The organism is Streptomyces sp. NPDC005775 (assembly GCF_042871565.1).
Classification (GTDB): Bacteria; Actinomycetota; Actinomycetes; order Streptomycetales; family Streptomycetaceae; genus Streptomyces.
Genome location: NZ_JBIAIU010000001.1, coordinates 368456 through 389765, shown reverse-complemented (window position 1 = coordinate 389765; position 21310 = coordinate 368456). Strand labels below are relative to the sequence as shown.

General features: G+C 71.9%; 22 protein-coding genes, 3 pseudogenes and 1 riboswitch. Of the genes and pseudogenes, 14 read left to right on the top strand and 11 right to left on the bottom strand.

The features are described from left to right. Positions 1-32: 32 nt before the first annotated feature. Together ACFYPA_RS01735 and ACFYPA_RS01730 are read left to right on the top strand one after the other, a co-directional pair. Positions 33-848: pseudogene (locus ACFYPA_RS01735) on the top strand (GNAT family N-acetyltransferase). Continuing rightward, complete coding sequence (locus ACFYPA_RS01730; protein ID WP_389128771.1) at positions 845-1690, top strand: lysophospholipid acyltransferase family protein; 846 nt, start codon at positions 845-847, stop codon at positions 1688-1690. The pseudogene ACFYPA_RS01735 and the gene ACFYPA_RS01730 overlap by 4 nt, the downstream one beginning before the upstream one ends. Here the strand turns inward: ACFYPA_RS01730 and egtD are convergent. The 4 genes from egtD to egtA are packed head-to-tail and all read right to left on the bottom strand — an operon-like array spanning position 1633 to position 6009. Beyond that, on the bottom strand, positions 1633-2595 hold the full coding sequence (gene egtD / locus ACFYPA_RS01725) for an L-histidine N(alpha)-methyltransferase (RefSeq protein ID WP_389128768.1): 963 nt from the start codon (positions 2593-2595) through the stop codon (positions 1633-1635). The two genes, ACFYPA_RS01730 and egtD, sit on opposite strands and share 58 nt — an antisense overlap. Then, complete coding sequence (gene egtC, locus ACFYPA_RS01720; protein WP_389128765.1) at positions 2592-3347, bottom strand: ergothioneine biosynthesis protein EgtC; 756 nt, start codon at positions 3345-3347, stop codon at positions 2592-2594. Before egtC ends, egtD begins: the two co-directional genes overlap by 4 nt. Next, on the bottom strand, positions 3347-4696 hold the full coding sequence (gene egtB, locus ACFYPA_RS01715; RefSeq protein WP_359311855.1) for an ergothioneine biosynthesis protein EgtB: 1350 nt from the start codon (positions 4694-4696) through the stop codon (positions 3347-3349). Before egtB ends, egtC begins: the two co-directional genes overlap by 1 nt. After that, positions 4693-6009, bottom strand: coding sequence for an ergothioneine biosynthesis glutamate--cysteine ligase EgtA (egtA, locus tag ACFYPA_RS01710; RefSeq protein WP_389128762.1), 1317 nt, complete (start codon positions 6007-6009; stop codon positions 4693-4695). The genes egtB and egtA overlap by 4 nt, the downstream gene beginning before the upstream one ends. A 147-nt stretch (positions 6010-6156) precedes the next feature. Between egtA and ACFYPA_RS01705 the strand changes: the two genes are divergently transcribed. Beyond that, complete coding sequence (locus ACFYPA_RS01705) at positions 6157-6999, top strand: TIGR02452 family protein (RefSeq protein ID WP_359311858.1); 843 nt, start codon at positions 6157-6159, stop codon at positions 6997-6999. 111 nt (positions 7000-7110) lie between these two features. On the opposite strand, the gene ACFYPA_RS01700 is transcribed toward ACFYPA_RS01705, so the two are convergent. Then, positions 7111-7578 carry a type II toxin-antitoxin system PemK/MazF family toxin gene (locus ACFYPA_RS01700; protein ID WP_359084062.1) on the bottom strand — a complete coding sequence of 156 codons (468 nt, stop codon included), beginning with the start codon at positions 7576-7578 and terminating at the stop codon, positions 7111-7113. Between the two features lie 177 nt (positions 7579-7755). Here ACFYPA_RS01700 and ACFYPA_RS01695 point away from each other — a divergent pair, with 177 nt between their 5' ends. Beyond that, positions 7756-8778, top strand: coding sequence for a LacI family DNA-binding transcriptional regulator (locus ACFYPA_RS01695; RefSeq protein ID WP_359311860.1), 1023 nt, complete (start codon positions 7756-7758; stop codon positions 8776-8778). Positions 8779-9137: 359 nt separating this feature from the next. Next, a pseudogene (locus ACFYPA_RS01690) lies at positions 9138-9335 on the top strand (hypothetical protein); the annotation flags it as partial. Positions 9336-9418: 83 nt separating this feature from the next. Here the strand turns inward: ACFYPA_RS01690 and trxA are convergent. Next, positions 9419-9799, bottom strand: coding sequence for a thioredoxin (gene trxA / locus ACFYPA_RS01685; protein WP_359311863.1), 381 nt, complete (start codon positions 9797-9799; stop codon positions 9419-9421). A gap of 116 nt (positions 9800-9915) precedes the next feature. Between trxA and ACFYPA_RS01680 the strand changes: the two genes are divergently transcribed. The 4 genes from ACFYPA_RS01680 to ACFYPA_RS01665 all read left to right on the top strand — a co-directional run bounded on the left by ACFYPA_RS01680 (position 9916) and on the right by ACFYPA_RS01665 (position 15073). Next, positions 9916-11364 carry an NAD(P)/FAD-dependent oxidoreductase gene (locus ACFYPA_RS01680; RefSeq protein WP_359311865.1) on the top strand — a complete coding sequence of 483 codons (1449 nt, stop codon included), beginning with the start codon at positions 9916-9918 and terminating at the stop codon, positions 11362-11364. Between the two features lie 103 nt (positions 11365-11467). Beyond that, positions 11468-12058, top strand: coding sequence for a gluconokinase (locus ACFYPA_RS01675; protein ID WP_389128757.1), 591 nt, complete (start codon positions 11468-11470; stop codon positions 12056-12058). Positions 12059-12281: 223 nt separating this feature from the next. Then, a complete protein-coding gene (locus tag ACFYPA_RS01670; RefSeq protein WP_389128754.1) occupies positions 12282-13124 on the top strand; it encodes an SDR family oxidoreductase in 843 nt (280 codons plus the stop codon). A 95-nt stretch (positions 13125-13219) separates the two neighbouring features. Continuing rightward, the gene (locus ACFYPA_RS01665; RefSeq protein ID WP_389128751.1) at positions 13220-15073 is read left to right on the top strand and encodes a glycoside hydrolase family 15 protein; all 1854 of its coding nucleotides are present in this window, start codon (positions 13220-13222) and stop codon (positions 15071-15073) included. A gap of 106 nt (positions 15074-15179) precedes the next feature. On the opposite strand, the gene ACFYPA_RS01660 is transcribed toward ACFYPA_RS01665, so the two are convergent. After that, on the bottom strand, positions 15180-15815 hold the full coding sequence (locus tag ACFYPA_RS01660; RefSeq protein WP_359311870.1) for a histidine phosphatase family protein: 636 nt from the start codon (positions 15813-15815) through the stop codon (positions 15180-15182). A 124-nt stretch (positions 15816-15939) separates the two neighbouring features. Beyond that, a riboswitch (adenosylcobalamin (AdoCbl) riboswitch) is annotated at positions 15940-16033 on the top strand. A gap of 45 nt (positions 16034-16078) precedes the next feature. On the opposite strand from ACFYPA_RS01660, the gene ACFYPA_RS01655 reads away from it, so the two are divergent. Together ACFYPA_RS01655 and ACFYPA_RS01650 are read left to right on the top strand one after the other, a co-directional pair. Next, positions 16079-16294 (top strand): CbtB-domain containing protein, encoded by a 216-nt coding sequence (locus ACFYPA_RS01655; protein ID WP_359311872.1) that lies wholly within the window; start codon positions 16079-16081, stop codon positions 16292-16294. A gap of 29 nt (positions 16295-16323) precedes the next feature. Further along, positions 16324-17112 carry a CbtA family protein gene (locus tag ACFYPA_RS01650; protein WP_389128748.1) on the top strand — a complete coding sequence of 263 codons (789 nt, stop codon included), beginning with the start codon at positions 16324-16326 and terminating at the stop codon, positions 17110-17112. Positions 17113-17259: 147 nt separating this feature from the next. On the opposite strand, the gene ACFYPA_RS01645 is transcribed toward ACFYPA_RS01650, so the two are convergent. Further along, a complete protein-coding gene (locus tag ACFYPA_RS01645; protein WP_359084049.1) occupies positions 17260-17769 on the bottom strand; it encodes a GNAT family N-acetyltransferase in 510 nt (169 codons plus the stop codon). A gap of 108 nt (positions 17770-17877) precedes the next feature. Beyond that, the gene (locus ACFYPA_RS01640; RefSeq protein WP_359079844.1) at positions 17878-18234 is read right to left on the bottom strand and encodes a tetratricopeptide repeat protein; all 357 of its coding nucleotides are present in this window, start codon (positions 18232-18234) and stop codon (positions 17878-17880) included. Between the two features lie 143 nt (positions 18235-18377). Between ACFYPA_RS01640 and ACFYPA_RS01635 the strand changes: the two genes are divergently transcribed. Beyond that, positions 18378-19343, top strand: a complete 966-nt coding sequence (locus tag ACFYPA_RS01635) for a pirin family protein (protein WP_389128745.1) — start codon at positions 18378-18380, stop codon at positions 19341-19343. A 123-nt stretch (positions 19344-19466) separates the two neighbouring features. Here ACFYPA_RS01635 and ACFYPA_RS01630 read toward each other — a convergent pair whose 3' ends face one another. Continuing rightward, the gene (locus ACFYPA_RS01630; RefSeq protein ID WP_389128742.1) at positions 19467-19835 is read right to left on the bottom strand and encodes an MmcQ/YjbR family DNA-binding protein; all 369 of its coding nucleotides are present in this window, start codon (positions 19833-19835) and stop codon (positions 19467-19469) included. Beyond that, positions 19832-20227, bottom strand: coding sequence for an MmcQ/YjbR family DNA-binding protein (locus ACFYPA_RS01625; RefSeq protein ID WP_389128739.1), 396 nt, complete (start codon positions 20225-20227; stop codon positions 19832-19834). Before ACFYPA_RS01625 ends, ACFYPA_RS01630 begins: the two co-directional genes overlap by 4 nt. Here ACFYPA_RS01625 and ACFYPA_RS01620 point away from each other — a divergent pair. Both ACFYPA_RS01620 and ACFYPA_RS01615 read left to right on the top strand, forming a co-directional pair. Continuing rightward, positions 20226-20574, top strand: a pseudogene (locus tag ACFYPA_RS01620) (hypothetical protein); the annotation flags it as partial. The gene ACFYPA_RS01625 and the pseudogene ACFYPA_RS01620 overlap by 2 nt on opposite strands. Positions 20575-20705: 131 nt before the next feature. Beyond that, complete coding sequence (locus ACFYPA_RS01615) at positions 20706-21296, top strand: TetR family transcriptional regulator (RefSeq protein ID WP_359079852.1); 591 nt, start codon at positions 20706-20708, stop codon at positions 21294-21296. Positions 21297-21310: the final 14 nt, after the last annotated feature.

Below are 21310 nucleotides of genomic sequence, written 5' to 3'. Positions count from 1 at the left end.
CCGCCCCTGCCGACCCGTCCCCGGAGTCCGTCATGCATGTGCTGCCACCCGCTTCCCCCCTCGTTTCCCCCGTCCCGCTACAGCGCCCCGACCCCGCCGGCCCGCCCGCACCGCCGCGCTACCGGGTCTCCCTCGCCGTGGACCAGGCGGAGATACGTGCCGCCCAGCGCCTGCGCCACCAGGTCTTCGCCGCCGAATTCGGCGCCCGGCTCGACGGCCCCGAACCCGGTCTGGACAGCGACGCGTTCGACGCGTACTGCGACCACCTCCTGGTCCGGGAGACGGCCACCGGCGAGATCGTCGCCACGTACCGGCTGCTGCCGCCCGAGCGCGCCCGCATCGCCGGACGTCTCTATGCCGAGAGCGAGTTCGACCTCACCCGGCTCGAACCGGTCCGGGACGACCTGGTCGAGGTCGGCCGCTCCTGAGTCCACCCCGCCCACCGCGACGGCGCCGTCATCGCCCTCATCTGGGCCGGCCTGGCCCGCTACATGCAGCGCGGCGGGTACGACTGGCTGGCCGGCTGCTGCTCGATCCCCCTCTCCGACGGCGGTACGGCCGCCGCCCGGGCCTGGGAGACCGTACGGACGAAGCACCTGGCACCCGAGGAGTACTGGGTCTCTCCGCACCGGCTGTGGCAGCCTCCGGCCGCGCTCCCGGACGGCCCCGGAGGGCTGTCCTCGCTCCCGCCCCTGCTGCGCGGCTATCTGCGGCTCGGCGCCCGGGTGTGCGGCGCACCCGCCCACGACCCCGAGTTCAACGCCGCCGATCTGTACGTCCTGCTCTCGCTGCGTGCCACCGACCCCCGCTACCTGCGCCACTTCCTCTCGCTCGTCCCGCAGCAGTGAGCACCTGGCTGCCCGCCTCGCCCTGCACCCCGCCGGGCTGCGCCACCCACGACGGGCCCGCCCGGCACCCGCTCCCGGCAGCGGCCCTGCTGCTCGCCGGCTGCGCGCTCGCCCTCACCGGCGCGCTCTGCACCCCGATCGCCCTGCTCCTGGGCCGGGACCACCGGGAGCGGCTGACCCGGGCCTGGGCGTACGGGGTGGTCCGGGCCTTCGGGGTGCGGGTACGCGTCGTCGGCCGGCCGGACGCGCACCGGGGCGGGCCGGGGGTCCTCGTCGTCGCCAACCACGTCTCCTGGCTGGACATCCCCCTGATCGCGGCCGTGTGCCCCGGCCGGATACTGGCCAAGAGCGACATCAGGCACTGGCCGCTGCTCGGGCCGCTGGCCGCGCTCGGCGGCACCCTCTTCGTGGAGCGCGAACGGCTGCGCGCGCTGCCCGCGACCGTGTACGCCATCGCCTCGGCGCTACGGAGCGGGGCACGGGTCGTGGTCTTCCCGGAAGACAGCACCTGGTGCGGCCGCGGGCCCGGAGGCCGGTTCCGGCCCGCCGCGTTCCAGGCGGCGATCGACGCCGGAGCCGCGGTCCAGCCGGTGCGCGTCCGCTACTTCGGTGCTGCCGCCCGGCGCCGGGCGGCAGCGGGGGCCGCCGCGTTCGTGGGTGACGATCCGCTGGCCGCCTCCCTGTGGCGGGTGGTGCGGGCGGCCGGGCTGACCGCCGAGATCCACGTCATGGAGCCGATCCCGGCGAGCACTGTCCACGGCCGCCGCGCACTGGCGGGGCTGGCTCAGTCCACGGTGGCCAGCGACAGGGCGAACCTGCCGGCCGAGTCGGTCCACCACTGACTCAGCCGAAGGCCCGCAGCGGCGAGTTCCCCGCGTACACCCTCCTTGCGGAACTTCGCCGACACCTCCGTCCGCATCTCCTCACCGGCCTCGAACGGCACCAGCAGATCCAGCTCGGGGATCTTCACCGTGAGCGCCCGGCGGGCCCGCAGCCGCATCTCGATCCACTCCTGCCGCGGGTCCCACCGGGCCACGTGCTCGAAGTCGTCCGGTGCGAAGTCCGCGCCCAGCTCACGGTCGACGACCGACAGGACGTTCCGGTTGAACGCGGCCGTCACCCCGGCCGCGTCGTCGTACGCCGCGACCAGCACCTCCTCGTCCTTCACCAGGTCCGTCCCCAGCAGCAGCGTGTCACCGGGGGACAGCAGCGACCGCACCGACGACAGGAACGCGGCCCGTTCGTCCGGGAGCAGATTGCCGATGGTGCCGCCGAGGAACGCCACCAGCCGGGGGCCCGGAGTGTCCGGCAGCGACAGCTTCGCGGTGAAGTCGGCGATCAACGCGTGCACCGACAGGTCCGGCCGCTCCTGGAGCAGGGCGTTCGCCGCACCGCGCAGCGCGCTCTCGCTCACGTCGACCGGCACGTAGGTGTGCAGGTCCGGCAGCGCGTCCAGCAGGTGCCGGGTCTTCTCCGAGGAACCCGAACCCAGCTCGATGAGTGTCCGGGCACCGGAAGCGGCCGCGATCTCGGCCGCCCGGTCGATCAGGATCTCCCGCTCCGCGCGCGTCGGGTAGTACTCGGGCAGGCGGGTGATCTCCTCGAACAGCTCACTGCCGCGGGCGTCGTAGAACCACTTGGGCGGAAGCGTCTTGGGCTGCCGTGTCAGACCGGCCAGCACATCGGCGCGCAGCGCCGCGTCCGTCGCGTCCACCGGCAGGGTTCGGGTCAGCAGGAAGGGACTCACTGGGCGGGCTCCTTGAGCGGGGTCAGCAGGACATCGGCGCGGGTCGCGGTCAGCAGCGTGCGGTCGGGCACCTCGCGCCATCGTGGATCGTCGTCGTACGGCTCCGAGGCGACGACCGTGTGCCTGCCGGGGTCGGCCAGATACCACAGGGTGTCTCCCCAGGCCGTCGCCACGATCGTGCCGCCGTCGGTGAGCAGCAGGTTGAGCCGGGAGCCGGGGGCCGCACCCGCGACCTCCAGCACGGTGTCCGCGACGGCCTGCGGGAGCGCGTCGCCCACCGCCAGCCGTCGTTGGATCAGCGCCCAGACCAGCGCGGAGTCGCAGCGCGCGGTGAGCCGGAGCAGTTCGGCCGGCGGCAGCGTCGCCGCCAGCGGTGCCACCGATCCGGGCCAGCCCTTTACCGCGCCGTTGTGGCTGAAGAGCACACTGCCGCCGCTGAAGGGCGCGGCCGCGGCCTCGCCGTCGGGGTCCGCCTCGGTCGCGTCCCGGACCGCGGCGAGGAGGGCCTGGCTGCGCACCACCCGGGCCAGATCGGCGAAGGTCCGGTCGCCCCAGACAGGGCCCTGCCGGCGGTACCGTCCCGGCACCGGGTCCCCGTCCGCGTACCAGCCGACACCGAAACCGTCCGCGTTGACGGTCCCGTGCCGCTGCCGGCGCGGCTCCCAGGACTGCCGCACCAGCGAGTGCGCCGGCTGCGTCAGAATCGCGCCCAGCGGCACCGGCGGCCCCACGTACGCGATGTGACGGCACATCAGGCGTCCCTGGCCGTGCGGAAGCCGGAGAAGATCTGGCGCCGCACCGGCAGGTCCCAGTTGCGGAACGTGCCCCGGCAGGCCACCGCGTCCACCGCGAACGAACCGCCGCGCAGCACCTTGTGCTCCGGGCCGAAGAACACCTCCGAGTACTCGCGGTAGGGGAACGGGGCGAAACCCGGATACGGCAGGAAGTCGCTCGACGTCCACTCCCACACGTCACCGATCAACTGCCCGGCACCCGACGGTGCGCGCCCGGCGGCGTATGCCCCCGCCGGTGCCGGCCGCAGATGGCGCTGCCCGAGATTGGCGTGTTCCGCCGTCGGGTCCTCGTCGCCCCACGGGTAGCGCCGGGAGCGCCCGGAGCCGGGATCGTGGCGGGCCGCCTTCTCCCACTCCGACTCGGTGGGCAGCCTGCGGCCGGCCCAGCGGGCGTACGCGTCCGCCTCGTACCAGCTCACGTGCAGCACCGGCTCGTCCGCCGGGACCGGCTCGGTGACCCCGAACCGGCGGCGCAGCCACTGCCCGGCGTCCCGGTGCCAGAACAGCGGCGCGGTCAGCTCGTGCTCCCGCACCATCGCCCATCCCTCGCCCGTCCACCAGCGCCGCTCCGTGTAGCCGCCGTCCTGGATGAAGGCGAGGTAGGCGCCGCAGGTCACCGGTGCGGTGTCGATGAAGAAGCCGGGTACCTCACGCCGGTGCGCGGGGCGTTCGTTGTCGAGCGCCCACGGTTCGGTGGACGTACCCATGGTGAACGGGCCGCCGGGCACCAGGACTTCCGGAGCCAGGGTGACCGCGTCGACAGCCTGCGGCGGCTCGGGCGCGCTGAGGGCCGCCGGCCCGGTGCGCAGCTGATGGGTGATCAGCATGGTCTCGTCGTGCTGCTGTTCGTGCTGGGCGATCATCCCGAAGACGAATCCGGACCGCAGCAGCGGCCGGTCGCCCAGTGGGGTCGACTCCAGTACGTCCAGCGCGTGGCCGCGCACCTGCGAGGCGTACGAACGGGCCTCGGCGGGTGCCAGCAGGGGCAGGGAGGGCCGGGCGGCCCGGGGGTGCTCGAAGGCGTCGTAGAGACCGTCGATCTCCGGACGCATGGCCTCGCGGCCGGCGACACCGCGCAGCAGCCACAGCTCCTCCTGGTTGCCGATGTGCGCGAGGTCCCAGACCAGCGGCGACATCAACGGGGAATGCTGTGCGGTGAGTTCGTGGTCGTCCACGCTGTCGGTCAGCAGTCCCGTGCGCTCGCGGGCGGTGAGCAGCGCGGCGAGCGCGCGCTCCCGGAGCACCTCGGGGTCCTGTGCGTCCTGGGCCTGCGGGCCGTACCGCGACGGTGCGGGGGAGTCGGTCATGAGAGGGTCCCCTTCGGATGGGCCGGACCGTGGTGCCGGTCCGTGGTGAGCAGATCCCGCAGGTCGTCCGCCGGACACCGGCCCCGCGCGACGTAGCGGTCCCGGAAGCCGGCCACCGCGTCCTGTACCGTCCTCGTCGCTCCCATGCGCGGCAGTGCCTCCAGAGCGAGGTCGAAGCAGGAGGCCGCCGCCGCGCGCAGTTCCGGATCGCTCAGCCCGTCGCGGGCGGCCGCGACCCACAGCGGATTGCGCGGCGCGGCCGACGGGCCCGCCGTCTCGGCCAGGGGTTTGACGGTGCGGTACACGGTCTCGGCGGCCTCCGGGTCGTCGAACAGTGCGGTGGTCACGGCAAGCGGCACGAGCCAGCCGTCGTCGCCGGACTGCGCGTCGATCATGCGCAGCTCCAGGTGCCCGCGCGGGCGTACCGGCGGGAACAGCGTGGTGATGTGGTAGTCGAGATCGGCCCGTACGGGCCGCCGGGGTTCCCCGCGGCGGATCCAGTCACGGAAGGTCAGCCCCTCGGGCGCCTCCCATGGCCCCTCGTCGCCCCGGATGCACAGGACGGGGGTGTCGAGCACATGGGCCGCCCAGGCGTCCCGGGGCGGCAGCTGCCCGGCCGGGGCCAGCGTGCGCAGCGGATCGAGGCCGGCCCACAGCGACTGGCGCGTCGACCGCCACGGCGCCGGCTTCCCCAGCCGGAACGGAGAGTTGGCGAACGCGGCCACGAGTACCGCGCCCAGGAGGTGGGACAGCTGCCAGCGCCGTCCGTACCCGAGCGGACCCGGCTCCTCCTCACCCGCGTCGAGACAGACCTGGACGGACGCGGTCGTGCACATCATGGCCCGGCCCGCCGGGCCCGACCGGTCGAATGCGGTCTCCATGGCGTCGTAGCGGGGCTGGTGCAGCAGCCGGCGCGGCGGATGCCAGGGATCGACGCCGATCCCCGCCGGAGCGAGGCCCAGCCGGCCGAGGGTGTCGCGTACGGCGACGAGATCGGCGGCCGTATCGTCGATACAGGCCATCAGGGAGTCGGCGGGGCGCGAGCTGAGCTCCAGCTGGCCGCCGGGTTCGAAGGTGAGCGCCGCGCTCAGCGGCAGCGCCCGGACGGCTTCCGCCGCCTCTTCGAGACGCTGGGGCGTGACGGGCAGGTCGGGCCGTTCACGGTCGTGCAGGAGCCATTCGAGCTCGACCCCCACGACGCGGGGCGGTCCTGTCTTGAAGCAGATACAGCGCAGTAAATCCTCGGCCTCGACCTCGCCGATGGGCGAGGTCCGTCCGGGCGGACCGTATGCGCCTGGTGTGTCGGGTGACATGCCGGGCCTCCTGTTCCGGTGCGACCGTCCTACCCAAACCCGTGCCGGGAGATCGCACAAGAGTGCCCCTGTGCGTCGGAAACTCACTTGCGGCCATGCGGTGGGGACATCGAGGATGCCCCGTATGCACCATAAGGGGGAGGGGTGATGAGCGCCCGGCTGCGCGGCATCGCGCGAGAGACCGAGACCATCGTCGAGGCGGGTCACTACCGCACACCGCAGGGCCGCGAGGTCAGCATCGAGCGTGCGCTGACGGCCGCCCTGTCGGGTACCAGGCTGTACGGCCCCGAGCCGGTGCACGTCGCGGCCCTGGACGGGGACCGCACCCCGCGCATCGAGGTCACCGCGGAGAGCAGCCTGCAAGCGGCTGCCCGACTGACCGGCGAGCGGCCCGGCAAGGTCGCCGTCCTGAGCTACGCCTCCGCCCGCAACCCCGGCGGCGGCTATCTCAACGGGGCACAGGCGCAGGAGGAGGCCCTGTGCCGCGGCTCCGCCCTGTACGCGACGCTGCTGCGGGCCCCCGACTACTACGCCCACCACCGGGCCGAACGCAGCGCCTTCTACACCGACCGCGTCATCCACTCTCCGGGCGTGCCCGTCTTCCGCGACGACCGCGGCCGACTGCTCGACACCCCGTACGCGGCGGGATTCCTCACCTCTCCGGCGCCCAACGCCGGGGTGATCCGCAGCACGACCCCGGACGCCGCGCACCGCATCCCCGCCGCCCTCGCCTCGCGCGGCGAACGGGTACTGGAGGTCGCGGCGGTGCGGGGCTACCGCAGGCTGGTGCTGGGCGCCTGGGGATGCGGCGTGTTCCGCAACGATCCGGCCGAGGTGGCGGGCGCCTTCCGCGCGCTGCTCACCGGCGGCGGCCGTTTCGCGGGCCACTTCGAGCAGATCGTCTTCGGCATCTTCGACCGCAACGACGATTCGCCCACCAGGGCTGCCTTCGAGTACGCGTTCGCTACCGAGGGTCAACCCTCAGGCTGATGCTGAGCCATAGGGTTCGACTTCGGCCGACGCGCCGGGCCTGGGCCGTTCGGGTCGGCGGGCCCGCCACAGCCGCATGGACAGCCGGGGCGTGACGGGCGCCGACGAGCGTCACTTCCAGCCGTAACGCTCCCGCAGCCGCTCGACGACCAGATCGAACCTGTCCCGGTCCAGCGCGCACGCCTCACGCCGCATGCCGTCCTCGTGCACCCGCAGCACCCGGTCCAGGTCAGCCCACGACGGACGGCCCGAACTGTCCCACGGGCCCGCGCCCAGCCCCACCCATTCGCGGTCCTGGTCATGCTGCTTGCTGGAGAGCTGCACGGCGAGCAGCGTCCCCGCCGCCTCGCGGGCGACCACGAGAACCGGACGGTCCTTGCCGCGCCCGTCGTTCTCCTCGAACGGAACCCAGGTCCAGACGATCTCGCCCGGATCGGGATCGCCGTCGCGGTCGGGGGCGTACGAGGTACGGACCGGGCCCACGTCATGCGGGTCGGCCTGGGAAGTGGCGGTGGGGCCGGCCTGGCCGGGGAAGCCCGCCGTGAGGTCATTGCTGTCGCTGCGGTGCTGGATGGTCATCGCAATACCGTAGGACCTGCACGGCCCCGCGCGTGGATCGGGTCCGGCGTACGGGCCGCGGGCCGTGACCCCGAGCCCCCGCCCCCGGCCGGGTCCGGACCCGGACCCGGGGCCGACGCCCGGTCGGGGCCCCGGCGCGTTCCCGTGCCGAACGGGTCTGGGAGACTGCCCGACGCCATGATTCAGTTACCCGAGCAGCCCGCCGAAGGCCCCGTTCCGACCAGCGCCGACGTGGCGCGGCTCGCGAGGGTCTCGCGGGCCACCGTGTCGTACGTACTGAACAACAACACGGCCGTACGGATCAGCGATCCGACCCGCCGCCGGGTGCGGGAGGCCGCCACCGAACTCGGTTACGTACCGCACGCGGCCGCCCGGAGTCTGCGCGCCGGACACTCACGCATGGTGCTCCTGCCGACCGCCAACCTTCCCCCGGCGCCGCTGCACCACCGCTTCCTGCACGGGCTGGAATCCGGCTTGCGGCGCCTCGACTACACAGTCGTCCAGTACGGATCCATCGGCCTGGCCCCGGACGAAGCCGCCCGTGCGTGGGCCGAACTGCGGCCCGTCGCCGTCATCGCGCCGGGCTCGGTTCCCGTCACCTCGCACGGCATCGCCGTACTCCGGCGCTCCGGCGCGAAAGCCGTCATCACTCTCGGGCCGCAGCCGGTGCCCGGCGCCCACGCGCTGATCACGGACCAGCGGGAGGTGGGCGACAGCGCCGTCCGGCATCTGCTGGAGCGCGGACGGCGCCGGATCGGCGTGGTGATGCCCGGAGATCCCGGTCTCGCGCTGTTCGCCGGCCCCAGACTGGCCGGCGCGCGGCGGGCCGCGGAGTCGGGCGGGGCCCGGGTCGAGGAGCTCCCGCTCCGGTACACGGAGGAATCGGCCGCCGGCCTGGCAGCCCGCTGGCACACGCTCGGTCTGGACGCGGTCTTCGCGTACGACGACAGCTACGCGATGCTGTTGATGCGGGCCCTCCAGGACGCCGGCATCGAGGTGCCCGCCGAGACCGCGGTCATCGGCGCGGACGATTCCATGCTGGGAAGGCTCCTGCGGCCCAGGCTCAGCAGCGTACGGATGGAACTGGCCACGGTGCAGCCGCTGGCCGACCTCGTCGACCGGCTGGTCCGGTACCCGGGGGCGGAACCGGAGCGGCACGAACTGCTGCGCACCCGGACCGTCCACCGCGAGTCCAGCTGAACCGCCCTCAGCGCGGCAACATGCGCGCCGGACGCCCCGTGCTTAGCGTCATGACCATGAGCCATCCGCAGAGCTACGAGATCCTGTTGGTCCCCGCGTTCACCGACGGCAGGGGCACGGCGGACAAGGCAGCCGACAAGGACCCGACAGCAGCCGCGAAGCCGACAGCGGACGCCGAGCCGGCTGCTGACACGAAGCAGGCAGACGACGCCAGGACAACAACCGACACCGGCCCGGCAGCCGGCACCGAGGCGTCCGGCGCCGAGGAATACCGCCCCGCGGACGCCGGAGCCGAGGACCCCGACACACAGGACGCGGCCCCCGAGGACTCCGGCAGTCGCGCTGCCGGGAGCCTCCGGCCCGGCACGGCCATCCGCTCGGCGATCGTGGCAGCCACGGGGGAGACGGGCGCGTCGGGATACCCCCGCTACGCCGGCGACGGGATGGTGGCGGACATCGACCCCGCCACCCACACCGTCGAGGCCCTGCTCATCGACGGTTTCGAGCTGGACTACGGGCTCTCGGTCCGTGTCTCGGAGCGCGACGTGAACGGCTGAGCCGCGCGGCTCGCGGCACCCGCACAGTCAGGGCCCGGCCGTCACCGGCCGGGCCCTGAGGTACGCGCGGCCAGTGGCCTCGCCTACTGCTGCTCCTTCTGGTCCTTCTGCTGCTCCTCGACGGACTTGCGGACCTCGTCCATGTCCAGCTTCCTGGCCTGGCCGATCACGTCCTCCAGGGCAGCCTCGGGCAGCGCGCCCGGCTGCGAGAAGACGGCCACGTTGTCCCGGACGATCATCAGCGTCGGGATGGACCGGATATCGAAGGCCGCCGCCAGCTCCTGCTGGGCCTCAGTGTCGACCTTGGCGAAGACCAGGTCGGCGTGACGCTCGGACGCCGCGTCGTAAACCGGCGCGAACTGCCGGCACGGGCCGCACCAGGAAGCCCAGAAGTCGATCAGCACGAACTCGCTCTCACTGACGACCTGATCGAAGTTTTCCTTGGTGAGCTCTACGGTGCTCATGCTGCGCTACCTCTTCCTGTGCCCGTGACGACGTGTCCGGGACAACGGTGGCTGTGCTTGCGCTATTCCGCCTGCCCATGTGGCCTCCGCGCACACCCATGACCAGAATGGGGGCCATGACACAAGCTGTGGAGTCCGTCGCGTACGACGTCGTGGTCATCGGTGCGGGTCCGGTGGGGGAGAACGTGGCCGACCGCGCCCGGGCCGCCGGGCTGAGCGCCGCGATCGTGGAGTCCGAACTCATCGGCGGCGAATGCTCCTACTGGGCCTGCATGCCCAGCAAGGCCCTCCTGCGCCCCGTCGTCGCACGCGCCGACGCCCGCCGGGTACCGGGCCTCGCCGCGGCCGTCCAGGGGCCGCTCGATACCGCCGCCGTGCTCGCGCACCGCGACACGTACGCCTCGCACTGGAAGGACGATGGCCAGGTCGCCTGGCTCGAGGGGATCGGTGCCGACATCTTCCGCGGGCACGGCCGGCTGGCCGGCCCCAAGGCGGTCACCGTCACGGCGCCCGACGGTACGGAACACCGGCTCACGGCCCGGCACGCGGTGGCCGTCTGCACGGGCAGCAAGGCCGTCGTGCCCGAGCTGCCCGGCATCGACGGTGCCCGCCCCTGGACCAGCCGGGAGGCGACGAGTGCCAAGGAGGTGCCCGGCCGCCTCGTCGTCGTCGGCGGGGGAGTGGTCGGCGTGGAGATGGCCACCGTGTGGGGCGCCCTGGGAGCCCGGATCACGATGCTGGTCCGCGGCAAGGGGCTGCTGCCCCGCATGGAACCGTTCGCCGGTGAGCTCGTCGCCGAAGCGCTGACCGACGCGGGGGCCGACATCCGTACGGGCGTCTCGGCCACCTCCGTGCAGCGCTCCGCACCGGACGGACCGGTCACCGTGGAACTCGACAACGGCGAACGGATCGAGGCCGACGAGATCCTCTTCGCCACCGGCCGCGCCCCGCGCACCGATGACCTGGGCCTGGAGACGGTCGGGCTGAAGCCGGGCTCCTGGCTGACCGTCGACGACAGCTGCCAGGTCGAGAACACCCCGTGGCTCTACGCCGTCGGCGACGTCAACCACCGGGCGCTCCTGACCCACCAGGGCAAGTACCAGGCCCGCATCGCGGGCGCGGCGATCGCGGCACGGGCCAAGGACGTCACGTCCCTGGACACGGACCGCTGGGGCGCCCACGCGGCCACCGCCGATCACGCCGCCGTTCCGCAGGTCGTCTTCACCGACCCGGAGGCCGCCTCGGTCGGCCTCACCCTCGCCGAGGCGGAGCAGGCCGGTCACCGGGTCCGGGCCGTCGACCACGATCTGGCAGCGGTCGCGGGCTCCGGCCTGTACGCGGACGGCTACCGGGGCCGGGCCCGCATGATCGTCGACCTGGACCGGGAGATCCTCCTGGGGGTCACCTTCGTGGGCCCGGGCATCGGCGAGCTGCTGCACTCGGCGACCGTCGCGGTCGCGGGAGAGGTCCCACTCGCCCGCCTCTGGCACGCGGTTCCCGCCTACCCCACGATCAGTGAGATCTGGCTCCGGCTGCTGGAGACGTACCGGGACAGCGGAGCGTGAACCGCGTGGGGCCGGCTCGTCCGCCGGCCCGCACCCCGGTGTCCGTCACGGCGGAGGCACGCCTCCTGCGGGCCGCCCCTGCGGGCCGGTCCGAGAGTCTGTGATGTCCGGCCCGCCGGCGGACGAGACCCACGGCGGGGCGGCCGGGCCGGCGCTGGTCGTCGGGATGGCGGGCTCCGGCAAGACCACCGTGGGCCGGCTTCTCGCCGAGCGGCTCGGCTGGATCTACCGGGACGCGGACGATTTCCACTCACCGGACGCCCGCGCCGGGATGGCGGCCGGCCGGGCCCTCACCGACATCGATCGCGGACCCTGGCTCGACGCCATCGCCGCCTGGCTCGACCACGCGATCGCCACGGGGCGGCCGGCGGTGGTGAGCTGTTCCGCTCTCAAGCGCGCCTATCGCGACCGGCTGCTGCGCGGGAGACCCGAGGTACGGCTGGTGTACCTGCACGGCACACCGGAACTGATCGCCGCGCGCCTGGCCGCCAGGCAGGGCCACTTCTTCCCGGCCGGCCTGCTGGAAAGCCAGCTCGCCGACTTCGAGGAGCCGGAGCCGGACGAACATCCGCTGGTGGTGGAGATCGATCAGCCGCCCGAGGCGATCGTCGCCGCGCTCGTCCCGCTGCTGCGCCCCTCCACCGGCTCCGGCCGGCCGGAGGGCGGTCCGCGCAATTCCCGGCCTCCTGGATGATGTGCGCGAGCCCCTTCGGCTGCGACCGTGATGACGGCGACGCGGCTGCTCGGCTGCCGTACGCGAGCCTCCGGGGTTGAGCCGAGGGGGGCGGCCGATCCGCCGGACGGCCCAACAGCGGCCCCCCGGGGCTGCCGACAGGGTCTTCCGGTGGTTGCCTGTAGCCCGCGTGCCGGCCGGAGACGGCCGTACCGGAGCGGGCCAGCGAGGAGACGGAAACGCCATGGATTCCCACGTAGAGGCACCGAAGGCGGCCGCGCTGCCGACCGACCTGCTGAAGGGCCAGACAGCACTGGTGACGGGCGCCAATTCAGGCCTTGGCAAGGCCACCGCCCTCGCCCTCGGCCGGGCGGGGGCCGACGTGATGGTCAACTACGTGAGCGACCGCGAGACGGCGGAGGAAGTGGTCCGGGAGATCTCCTCGTTCGGCGTGCGCGCGGTGGCCCACGAGGCCGATGTCTCGCAGGAGACCCAGGTGGCCGCGATGGTGGACCGCGCGGTCCAGGAATTCGGAACCCTCGACATCCTCGTCGCCAATGCCGGAATGCAGCGCGATGCCCCGTTCACCGAGATGACTCTCGCGCAGTGGCAGAAGGTGCTGGACGTCAACCTGACCGGCCAGTTCCTGTGCGCACGTGCCGCGACCGAGGAGTTCCGCCGGCGCGGAGTGGTTCCCGAGGTGTCCCGGGCGGCCGGAAAGATCATCTGCATGAGCTCGGTGCACCAGGTCATCCCCTGGGCGGGGCACGTGAACTACGCCTCGTCCAAGGGCGGCGTACAGATGATGATGCAGACCCTGGCCCAGGAGCTCGCACCGGAGAAGATCCGGGTGAACGCGGTGGCCCCGGGGGCGATCAGGACTCCCATCAACCGCAGTGCCTGGGAGACGCCGGAGGCCCGCGAGGACCTGCTGCGGCTGATCCCCTATGACCGGATCGGGGATCCCGAGGACATCGCCCACGCCGTCGTCCTGCTCGCGTCCGACCTCATGGACTACGTGGTGGGGACGACGCTCTACGTCGACGGCGGGATGACGCTCTTCCCCGGCTTCGCGACAGGCGGCTGACCTCCACCTCGTCGCCTCCGCGCTTCATTTTCCCGGGAGGACGTCGTCCTGCCCGTCGGCATACGATGAGCAACCGGTGCCGAAAGGGGCGCAAAGTGGATGAATACCCCCTGATCGAGAATCACGGTCTGATCGGTGATCTGCAGACCGCGGCCCTCGTGACCACGGACGCGACGATCGACTGGTTCTGCTGTCCGCGCTTCGATTCACCCAGTGTCTTCGGCGCCCTGCTCGACCGTCGCAAGGGCGGTCACTTCACCGTCAGGCCGGTCGCGGAGACCTACACCAGCAAGCAGCTCTACCATCCCGACACGGCCGTGCTGGTGACGCGTTTCATGACCGAGGCCGGCACCGGTGAGGTGGTGGACTTCATGCCGGTGACCGGAACGACGGCGACGGACCGGCACCGCCTGGTGCGGATGCTGCGCTGCGTCCGGGGCAGCGTGACTTTCGAAGGGGAGATCGCTCCGCGCTTCGACTACGGCCGCCAACCGCACGAGCTGCACATCACGGAGCGCGGGGCGCTGTTCACTTCACCGGACATGAACCTCGCCGTCCACGCGGTCCGCGAGCCCGGGGACGAGCGGCTGCTGAACATCCTCTCGGGTGACAACGATCTGCGCTTCACCCTGACCTTGCGGGCCGGCCAGCAGCGCGGCCTGGTCATCGAGTCGTCCCCCGACGGGCCGCCGCACGAGGTCCCCGTGGCGGAGTTCCAGCAACTCTTCGACGACACCGTCCAGTTCTGGCGCACTTGGCTGGGCCAGTCCACCTACGCGGGCCGGTGGCGGGAAGCGGTGGAACGCTCGGCCGTGACCCTGAAGCTCATGACGTACGCGCCCACCGGCGCCCTGGTGGCCGCCCCCACGGCGGGCCTGCCCGAACAACTGGGCGGAGAGCGCAACTGGGACTACCGGTTCACCTGGATCCGTGACGCGTCGTTCTCCGTGTACGCGTTGCTGGGTCTCGGATTCAGGGAAGAGGCAAGGGCGTTCATCAGCTGGCTGCACGACCGCGTGAAGGAGGAGGCCGGCCACGAGGGCGGCACCGGCCCACTGAACATCATGTACCGCGTGGACGGCTCCTCCGACCTGGTCGAGGAGACCTTGGGTCACTGGGAGGGGTACGGCGGATCGGCCCCGGTTCGCATCGGCAACGGTGCGGCGGGCCAGCTGCAACTGGACATCTACGGTGAGGCGCTCGACAGCATCTACTTCGCGCACCAGCACGGCATGCACCTGGACACCAGGGGCTGGGGCGCGCTGCACACCCTTCTCGACTGGCTGGTCGATCACTGGGACCAGCCCGGTGAGGGGCTGTGGGAGACCCGCGGCGGCAAGAAGGACTTCACCTATGGCCGCGTCATGTCCTGGGTCGCCTTCGACCGCGCCGTCCGCATCGCCTACGACGACGGCCGCCCCGCGGCCCGCGGCCGCTGGGTGGACGCGCGGGACACGATCTACCAGCAGGTGCTGAACCGGGGCTGGAACCCGGAGAAGCAGGCCTTCGTCCAGCACTACGGCGACGACGTGCTCGACTCGTCCCTGCTGCGCATGCCGACGGTCGGCTTCATCACGCCGGACGATCCGATGTGGACGACCACGCTGGACGCGATGGAACACGAGCTGGTCAGCGACAGCCTCGTCTACCGCTACAACCCCGAGGCATCACCCGACGGCCTGCGCGGTTCGGAGGGAACGTTCTCCCTGTGCACGTTCATGTACGTCGACGCCCTGGCGCGGGCCGGACGCGTCGACCAGGCCCGGCTGGTCCTGGAGAAGATGCTCACCTACGCCAACCATCTGGGCCTGTACTCGGAGGAGATCGCCCTGACGGGTCAACAACTGGGCAACTTCCCACAGGCGTTCACTCATCTCGCCCTGATCGACGCCGCCATCACCCTGGACGCGAGGCTCAACGCGGCACGCGGGGGCGCGGGCAGGGTGTGAAGACGCCGGTTGTTCCCGCTTACGTCGTCCCCACTAGGAGCGCGCCCCCCCGGCCCGTACGGTGCCCGCTCCTCCCGATGCTCCCGCTCCTCCCGCGCCGAAATCGTCAGATGCTCGCTTCCGCACCGAGTGGCCGGCCGCAACGCAAGTTCCACCGCCCCGACCTGCCGCTGAGCTCCGTCACCGTCAGCGGGGCCACGTCCAGCCGCCAGAATGCCTGCGGCGGGAGGCCCAACGCATGGACGACCGCGGCCCGGACCACGCCGGGCTCGACCACTCCCAGGACCCGGCCCACATCCTTCCCGCCCGCACCGGACTCGGCCACTTCCTCCCGGACCTGACCGGAAGTCGCTCCGTGCAGGGAGTCGAGCCAAGCGCCCACGCGGGCGCACAGCTCCCGCAGTGACTCGCCGCCGTGCGGAGCGGCCGACGGGTCCGCCAGCCAGGCCGCCACCCCGTCCGGCTCGTCCACGCTCACCTCGGCCAGTCGTGCGCCGGACCAGCGTCCCATCTCCCAGTCCCGCAGGGCGTGTTCGGCGTCGGGGCGCAGGCCGAGGGCCTTCGCGGTCGCGGTGCAGCGCCGGGACGGACCGCTCAACCACCGGTCCGCGGCGGGCACCGAGCCGGCGGCAGCCCGTGCCTGGGCGAGCCCGGAGCCGTCGAGGGGTGCGTCGCCCGCGAACCGGGCCTCGCGCAGGGCGGCGTTCATACCCGGTGAGACCAACATCACCCGTACCGTCATTCCCGCTCTCAACTCCCTGAACTATGGCCACGTTGCCATGCACACCTTGGCATCCGGGGCCTTCCGGCCGATCCACGGGCACCATGGCGGCTCTCCCGCCCAGGCGGTATGGTCGCGACGACATGACGAGGGTGTGACGGAAGTCCGGTGAGAATCCGGCACGGTCGCGCCACTGTGAACCCGTACGTGTGCGGGAAGTCAGACCCAGCACCTTCGTCTCAGGCACCACGATCGGGACGCGTGTTCCCTCAGGAGGTTCTGCCATGGCACAGACTGCTGCCCCCGCCACGGTCTCACCCGCCATCACCCCCATCTCGCTGAAGGCCATCGCCCCTTGGGCGGTCTTCTTCGGCGTCCTCATGCTGATCCTGCTGTACTTCGTCGGCGCGGAGCAGGGCGCCACCGCGCTCATCTCCGGCGAAGGCGTGCACGAGTGGGTCCACGACGGACGCCACCTCCTCGGTTTCCCCTGCCACTGATCCATCCGGCTGATCCAGGGGAATCCCTCATGAACTCCATATCTGTCAGAGCTCTGCTGGTCCGCGGCATGCTGGCCGGTCTCGTCGCGGGTGCGCTCGCACTCGTGGTGGCCTACTTCCTCGGGGAGTCGCGCGTCGACGCGGCCATCGCCCTCGAAGAGGCGCACAGCCACAGCCACAGCCACGACCACGGCGGCGGCGAGGAACTCGTCAGCCGGGGCATGCAGGCCACCGGGGGCCTCGCCACCGGTGTACTCGTCTTCGGCGTCGCCGTCGGCGGCATCGCCGCACTCGTCTTCTGTTACGCCCTCGGCCGGTTGGGGCGGTTCGGCCCCCGGGCGACGGCTGCCCTGATCGCGGGAGCGGCCCTGCTGACGGTGTACATCGTGCCGTTCCTGAAGTACCCGGCCAATCCGCCGGCGGTCGGCGAAGCGGACACCATCGGCCGGCGCACCGCGTTGTTCTTCCTGATGGTCGCGCTCAGCGTCCTGCTGGCCGTGGCCGCCGTCATTCTCGGAAGACGGCTCGCTCCGCGCCTGGGCAACTGGAACGCCACCATCGCTGCCGCCACCGGCTATGTGCTGGTGACCGGCCTCGCCTACGCCTTCCTGCCCTCGTTCGACGAGGTCGGGAAGGACTTCCCGGCTTCTCTGCTCTGGGAGTTCAGACTGGCCACGCTCGCGGTGCAGGTCACACTCTGGACCACTTTCGGGCTGGTCTTCGGTTATCTCACCGAACGCCTGCTGGTGCCGGGGCCGGATGTGGCTGCGGCAACGGACGGCACGATGAGCCGGCCCGCCACCACCGCCGCAGGCTGACTCCGGGAGCCGTCACGGCCCTGACAGGCCGGCGCGGAGCGGCGTGACGTGGGCGGCAGGACGGTGCGAGCCGCGTCCACGGCACGTATGGAGCCCGCCGGGGTGACCCCGGCGGGCTCCATACGTGTGCGGGAGCAGTCCGCTGCCTCACTCCTCGGCGGCGGGCCCGTCCCAGTCGATCCGATAGTGCTTCAGCGAGGCGTCCTCCTGCACCAGGCGCATGCCTGCCGCGGTCATGACGTGCTGGGAGGCGATGTTGTCGAGGTCGGTGTCGCCGTGGACGCAGGCGATGCCCCGGTCGCGGGTGAAGCGCAGCAGCCCGCGAAGCGCCTCGGAGGCGTATCCCTGTCCTCGTGCCGACTCCACGAGGCCGTACCCGATCGTGACGTGTCCGTTCTCGTCGGGCGCCCCGTGGAACCCTGCCCCGCCGATCAGCAGCCCGTCCTCACGCCGCCGTATCGCGTACGGACCGTAGGGGCTCGGGTCGCCCGTGTCGGCGCAGGTCTCCAGGAACCGCTGGGCCGCCCTCATCTCGCCCGGTGAGGGATAACCGGGAGCCCAGCGCGCACCGTCGGCGGGCCGGCCCGACGCCACCTGCCCGGCTTCCACAGCGGTCATCGGGCTCAGGAGCAGGCGTGGGGTGACGAGGTTGGTCATGCTCTGTGAAGTATCACGCGACGCGGCTCGGCCGCACCCGGATATCCGGGTGCGGCCGAGCCGCGTACGGCACTCCGACGTCGGGGTGCCCCTGGGTGCGTGCCGCGGTCAGGCACCGCCTGCCGGAGGGAAGTCCCCCGACAGGGCGGCCGCCATCCGCAGTTGCGTGTCCGCCTCGGCCTGCCGGCCCTGACGCTCCAGCGTGCGGCCGAGCATCAGCCGGGCGTACTGCTCGACCGGGTCGAGTTCGAGCACCGCCCGCAGTTCCGTCTCGGCCGGGCCGAGGCGCGCCGAGTGGTAGTAGGACCGCGCCAGCAGCAACCGCGGTGCGACCTGCTCCGGCACCTCCTCGACCAGTCCGCCCAGGATCCGGGCCGCGATCGTGTACTCCTTCGACCCGAAGAAGAACTGAGCGCGCTCCCAGCGCTCGGCAGCGGTACCGAACTCGTAGTAGGTGTCGCTCATGTGACCTCCTCGGTCGAGGGGTGCCGCCGGGCCGCTCCCGTAGGTATCCAACCGCCACAACACCCACAGATGGTTTAACATTCCACTAAATATTCGGCGTGGGTACGGCCCGCCCGAAGTCGCACGGGAATAGGTTGACCGCCATGAGCAATCTCGATCGCCAAGCTTCGCCCTCCGTCTGCGGAGGGCGGGGCTTCGTCGTCGCCGAACCCGTACGTGAACTCCTCACGCCACGTCATGTCCGGCTCGGCGAGTCCACCGAGGTCCGCAGGCTGCTGCCCAATCTGGGCCGCCGCATGGTCGGGGCCTGGGCCTTCGTCGACCACTACGGCCCCGACGACATCGCCGACGAGCCCGGGATGCAGGTGCCGCCGCACCCCCACATGGGACTGCAGACGGTCAGCTGGCTGCATGAGGGCGAGGTCCTGCACCGCGACAGCCTGGGCAGCCTGGAGACGATCCGTCCGCGCGAGCTCGGCCTGATGACGTCCGGTCGCGCCATCAGCCACTCCGAGGAGAGCCCCAGGCCGCACGCCGCGCTGCTGCACGGCGCCCAGCTCTGGGTCGCCCTCCCCGCTGCCCACCGGGACGTCGAGCCGCACTTCCAGCACCACACGGACCTCCCGAAGGTCACCGCCCCAGGCCTCACGGCCACGGTGATCCTCGGCAGCCTCGACGGAGCCACCTCGCCCGGCACCGCGTACACCCCGATCGTCGGCGCCGACCTCGCCCTGAGCGGCGGGGCCGAAGTGCGCCTCCCGATGGACCCCGACTTCGAGTACGCCGTGCTGTCGATGTCGGGCGAGGCGGAGGTCGACGGAGTCCCCGTCCTGCCCGGCTCCATGCTCTATCTCGGCTGCGGCCGCACGGAGCTCCCGCTGCGCGCGAAGTCCGACGCCGGTCTGATGCTCCTGGGCGGTGAGCCCTTCGAGGAGGAGATCGTCATGTGGTGGAACTTCGTGGGCAGGACCCAGGCCGATATCACGCAGGCCCGTGAGGACTGGATGAACGGTGACCGGTTCGGCTCAGTACGCGGGTACGACGGTGCGCCGCTCCCTGCTCCGGCGTTGCCCCCTGTGCCCTTGAAGGCCCGGGGGCGCGTGCGCTGACCTCGCGTTTCCCGTCGCGGCATGCACGCCCCGTCCTGGCCGTCGGCGACGGTGCCTCGGTTTTCGGAACCACGGGGCACTGACAGGCGCGGGCTCAGAGGCGCGTGAGCGCGCTTGCGGTGCTCATCGGGTACGGGGGCGGTCGCGCCCGGGCAGCCGCTCGACGGCCAGGTCATAGGAGTCCTCGACTGCGTCGGTGACCAGCCGCTCGGCGATGCCGGGGCCCGGCCCGAGCGAGATCCAGTGCCGTTTGTCGAGGTAGCGGCCCGGTGTGATCGAGGCATAGCCGTGAACGAGCGCGCGGGCGTGTTCGGGTTCGCACTTGACCGTGATGATCTGTTCGTCAGGGTCGTCGGTGATGATCAGGAACACCTTGCCCGCGACCTTGTACACGTCCAGGTGCTTGGTGAACGGGTAACCGTGGTCCGTCCCGGGCAGCGCGAGGGCCGCCTGGCGGGCGATGTCCTGGAGCCGTTCACCGGCCGTGCTCACCGGGCCGCCCGCGTGCGGCTGCCGTAGGTGTGCGGGTCGACAGGTCGCTCGGCCCGGGGCAGGTGAGCGACCACGAGCCGGTAGGAGTCGGTGACGAGCTCATCGACGAGTTCCTTGTCGACGCCGTCCCTGCCCTCCAGCGTGATCCAGTGCTTCTTGTTCATGTGGTATCCGGGGGTGATGTGGCTGTACTGCTCCCGCAGTGCGTGGGCCTCACCGGGGTCCGCCTTGAGGATCACGACGGGGCGCCCCGGGACTTCGGTCATCAGCGTGAACACCTTGCCGCGCACCTTGAAGACCTCCCAGTCGTCGCCGAATGGATGCTCCAGCCGGGATCCGGGAAGCTCCTCGGCACAGTCGGCGGCGGTCTTGTGCAGGGCCGTTCCGTTCATGGGGCGTTGCCTTCCTCACGGGGTGGTCGCGGCGGTACACCCCATTCTTCCGCCCCGTCCGGGGCGCGCCACCTTCCACTACCTCATTGCCGTCACCGAGGGCGAGTTGCGGCACCACGTCGACCACGTCACCCGGACCGTCGCCCCCGGCCAGTGGCTGTGGGTGCGCCCGGGGCAAGCGCAGTGCCGGCATCCTCTCGGTGCCGCCCGCGGCCCGTTCATCCTGTTCGAACCGGATGTACTGCGGCCCGACGTCGCCCGCCTGCCGGCCCCGCTCACCGTCCGACCCGGTCTGGCTCCAGCAGACGGCACTCCAGCTTCTGGACGAAGACCGCGCACTCGGGCGCTTCTTCCGTGACCGCACCGGCCTCACCCCGGCCGCCTTCACGGCCCGCGACACCACGGCCCACCCGTGACAGCAGCCGGGCTCCGGAAGTTCATGCGGCGGGACCGTTGGTCGATTCACAGGTCCGTTTGAGTGGGGGGCAGACCCGCACGCCAGCGCATTCTCACCGCTGCCATGGAGGAGTTCGCCGGGCACGGCATCGCCGGCGCCCGAGTGGACCGCATCGCCAAGCTCGTCAGGACCAGCAAAGAACGCGTCTACGCCTACTTCCGGGGCAAGGACGCCCTTTATGGCGCCGTCGCCGCACGGGAGTACGTCGTCATCGCCGAGGCCACCCAGATGGACCCGTCAGACCTCCCCGGCTACGCGGGCCGCCTGTTCGACTACTTCGCCTCCCGACCGGACCACTACCGTCCGATCACCTGGGGCCGCCTCGAACTGCCGGGCACCACAGCCGTTGCCGACGATCCCGACCAGGCGCTGATCGCCCGCACGATCGACCAGCTCCGCCAGGCGCAACGGGCCGGAAAGCTCGACCCCGGCCGGGATCCGGCCGACGTCCTCGCCCTGGTCAACCAGATCGCCATGACCTGGGCGTCCCAACCCGAACTCGGCGAGGCCGCCGCCGCCCACGCCGCGGATCCCACCACTGCCGCCCGCCGCGGCGCGGCCTTGTCTGTGCCTATCCGGTGCCGCCGGCCCTCGGGAGGACGTGGAAGGTGATGTGCGCTCGCCCT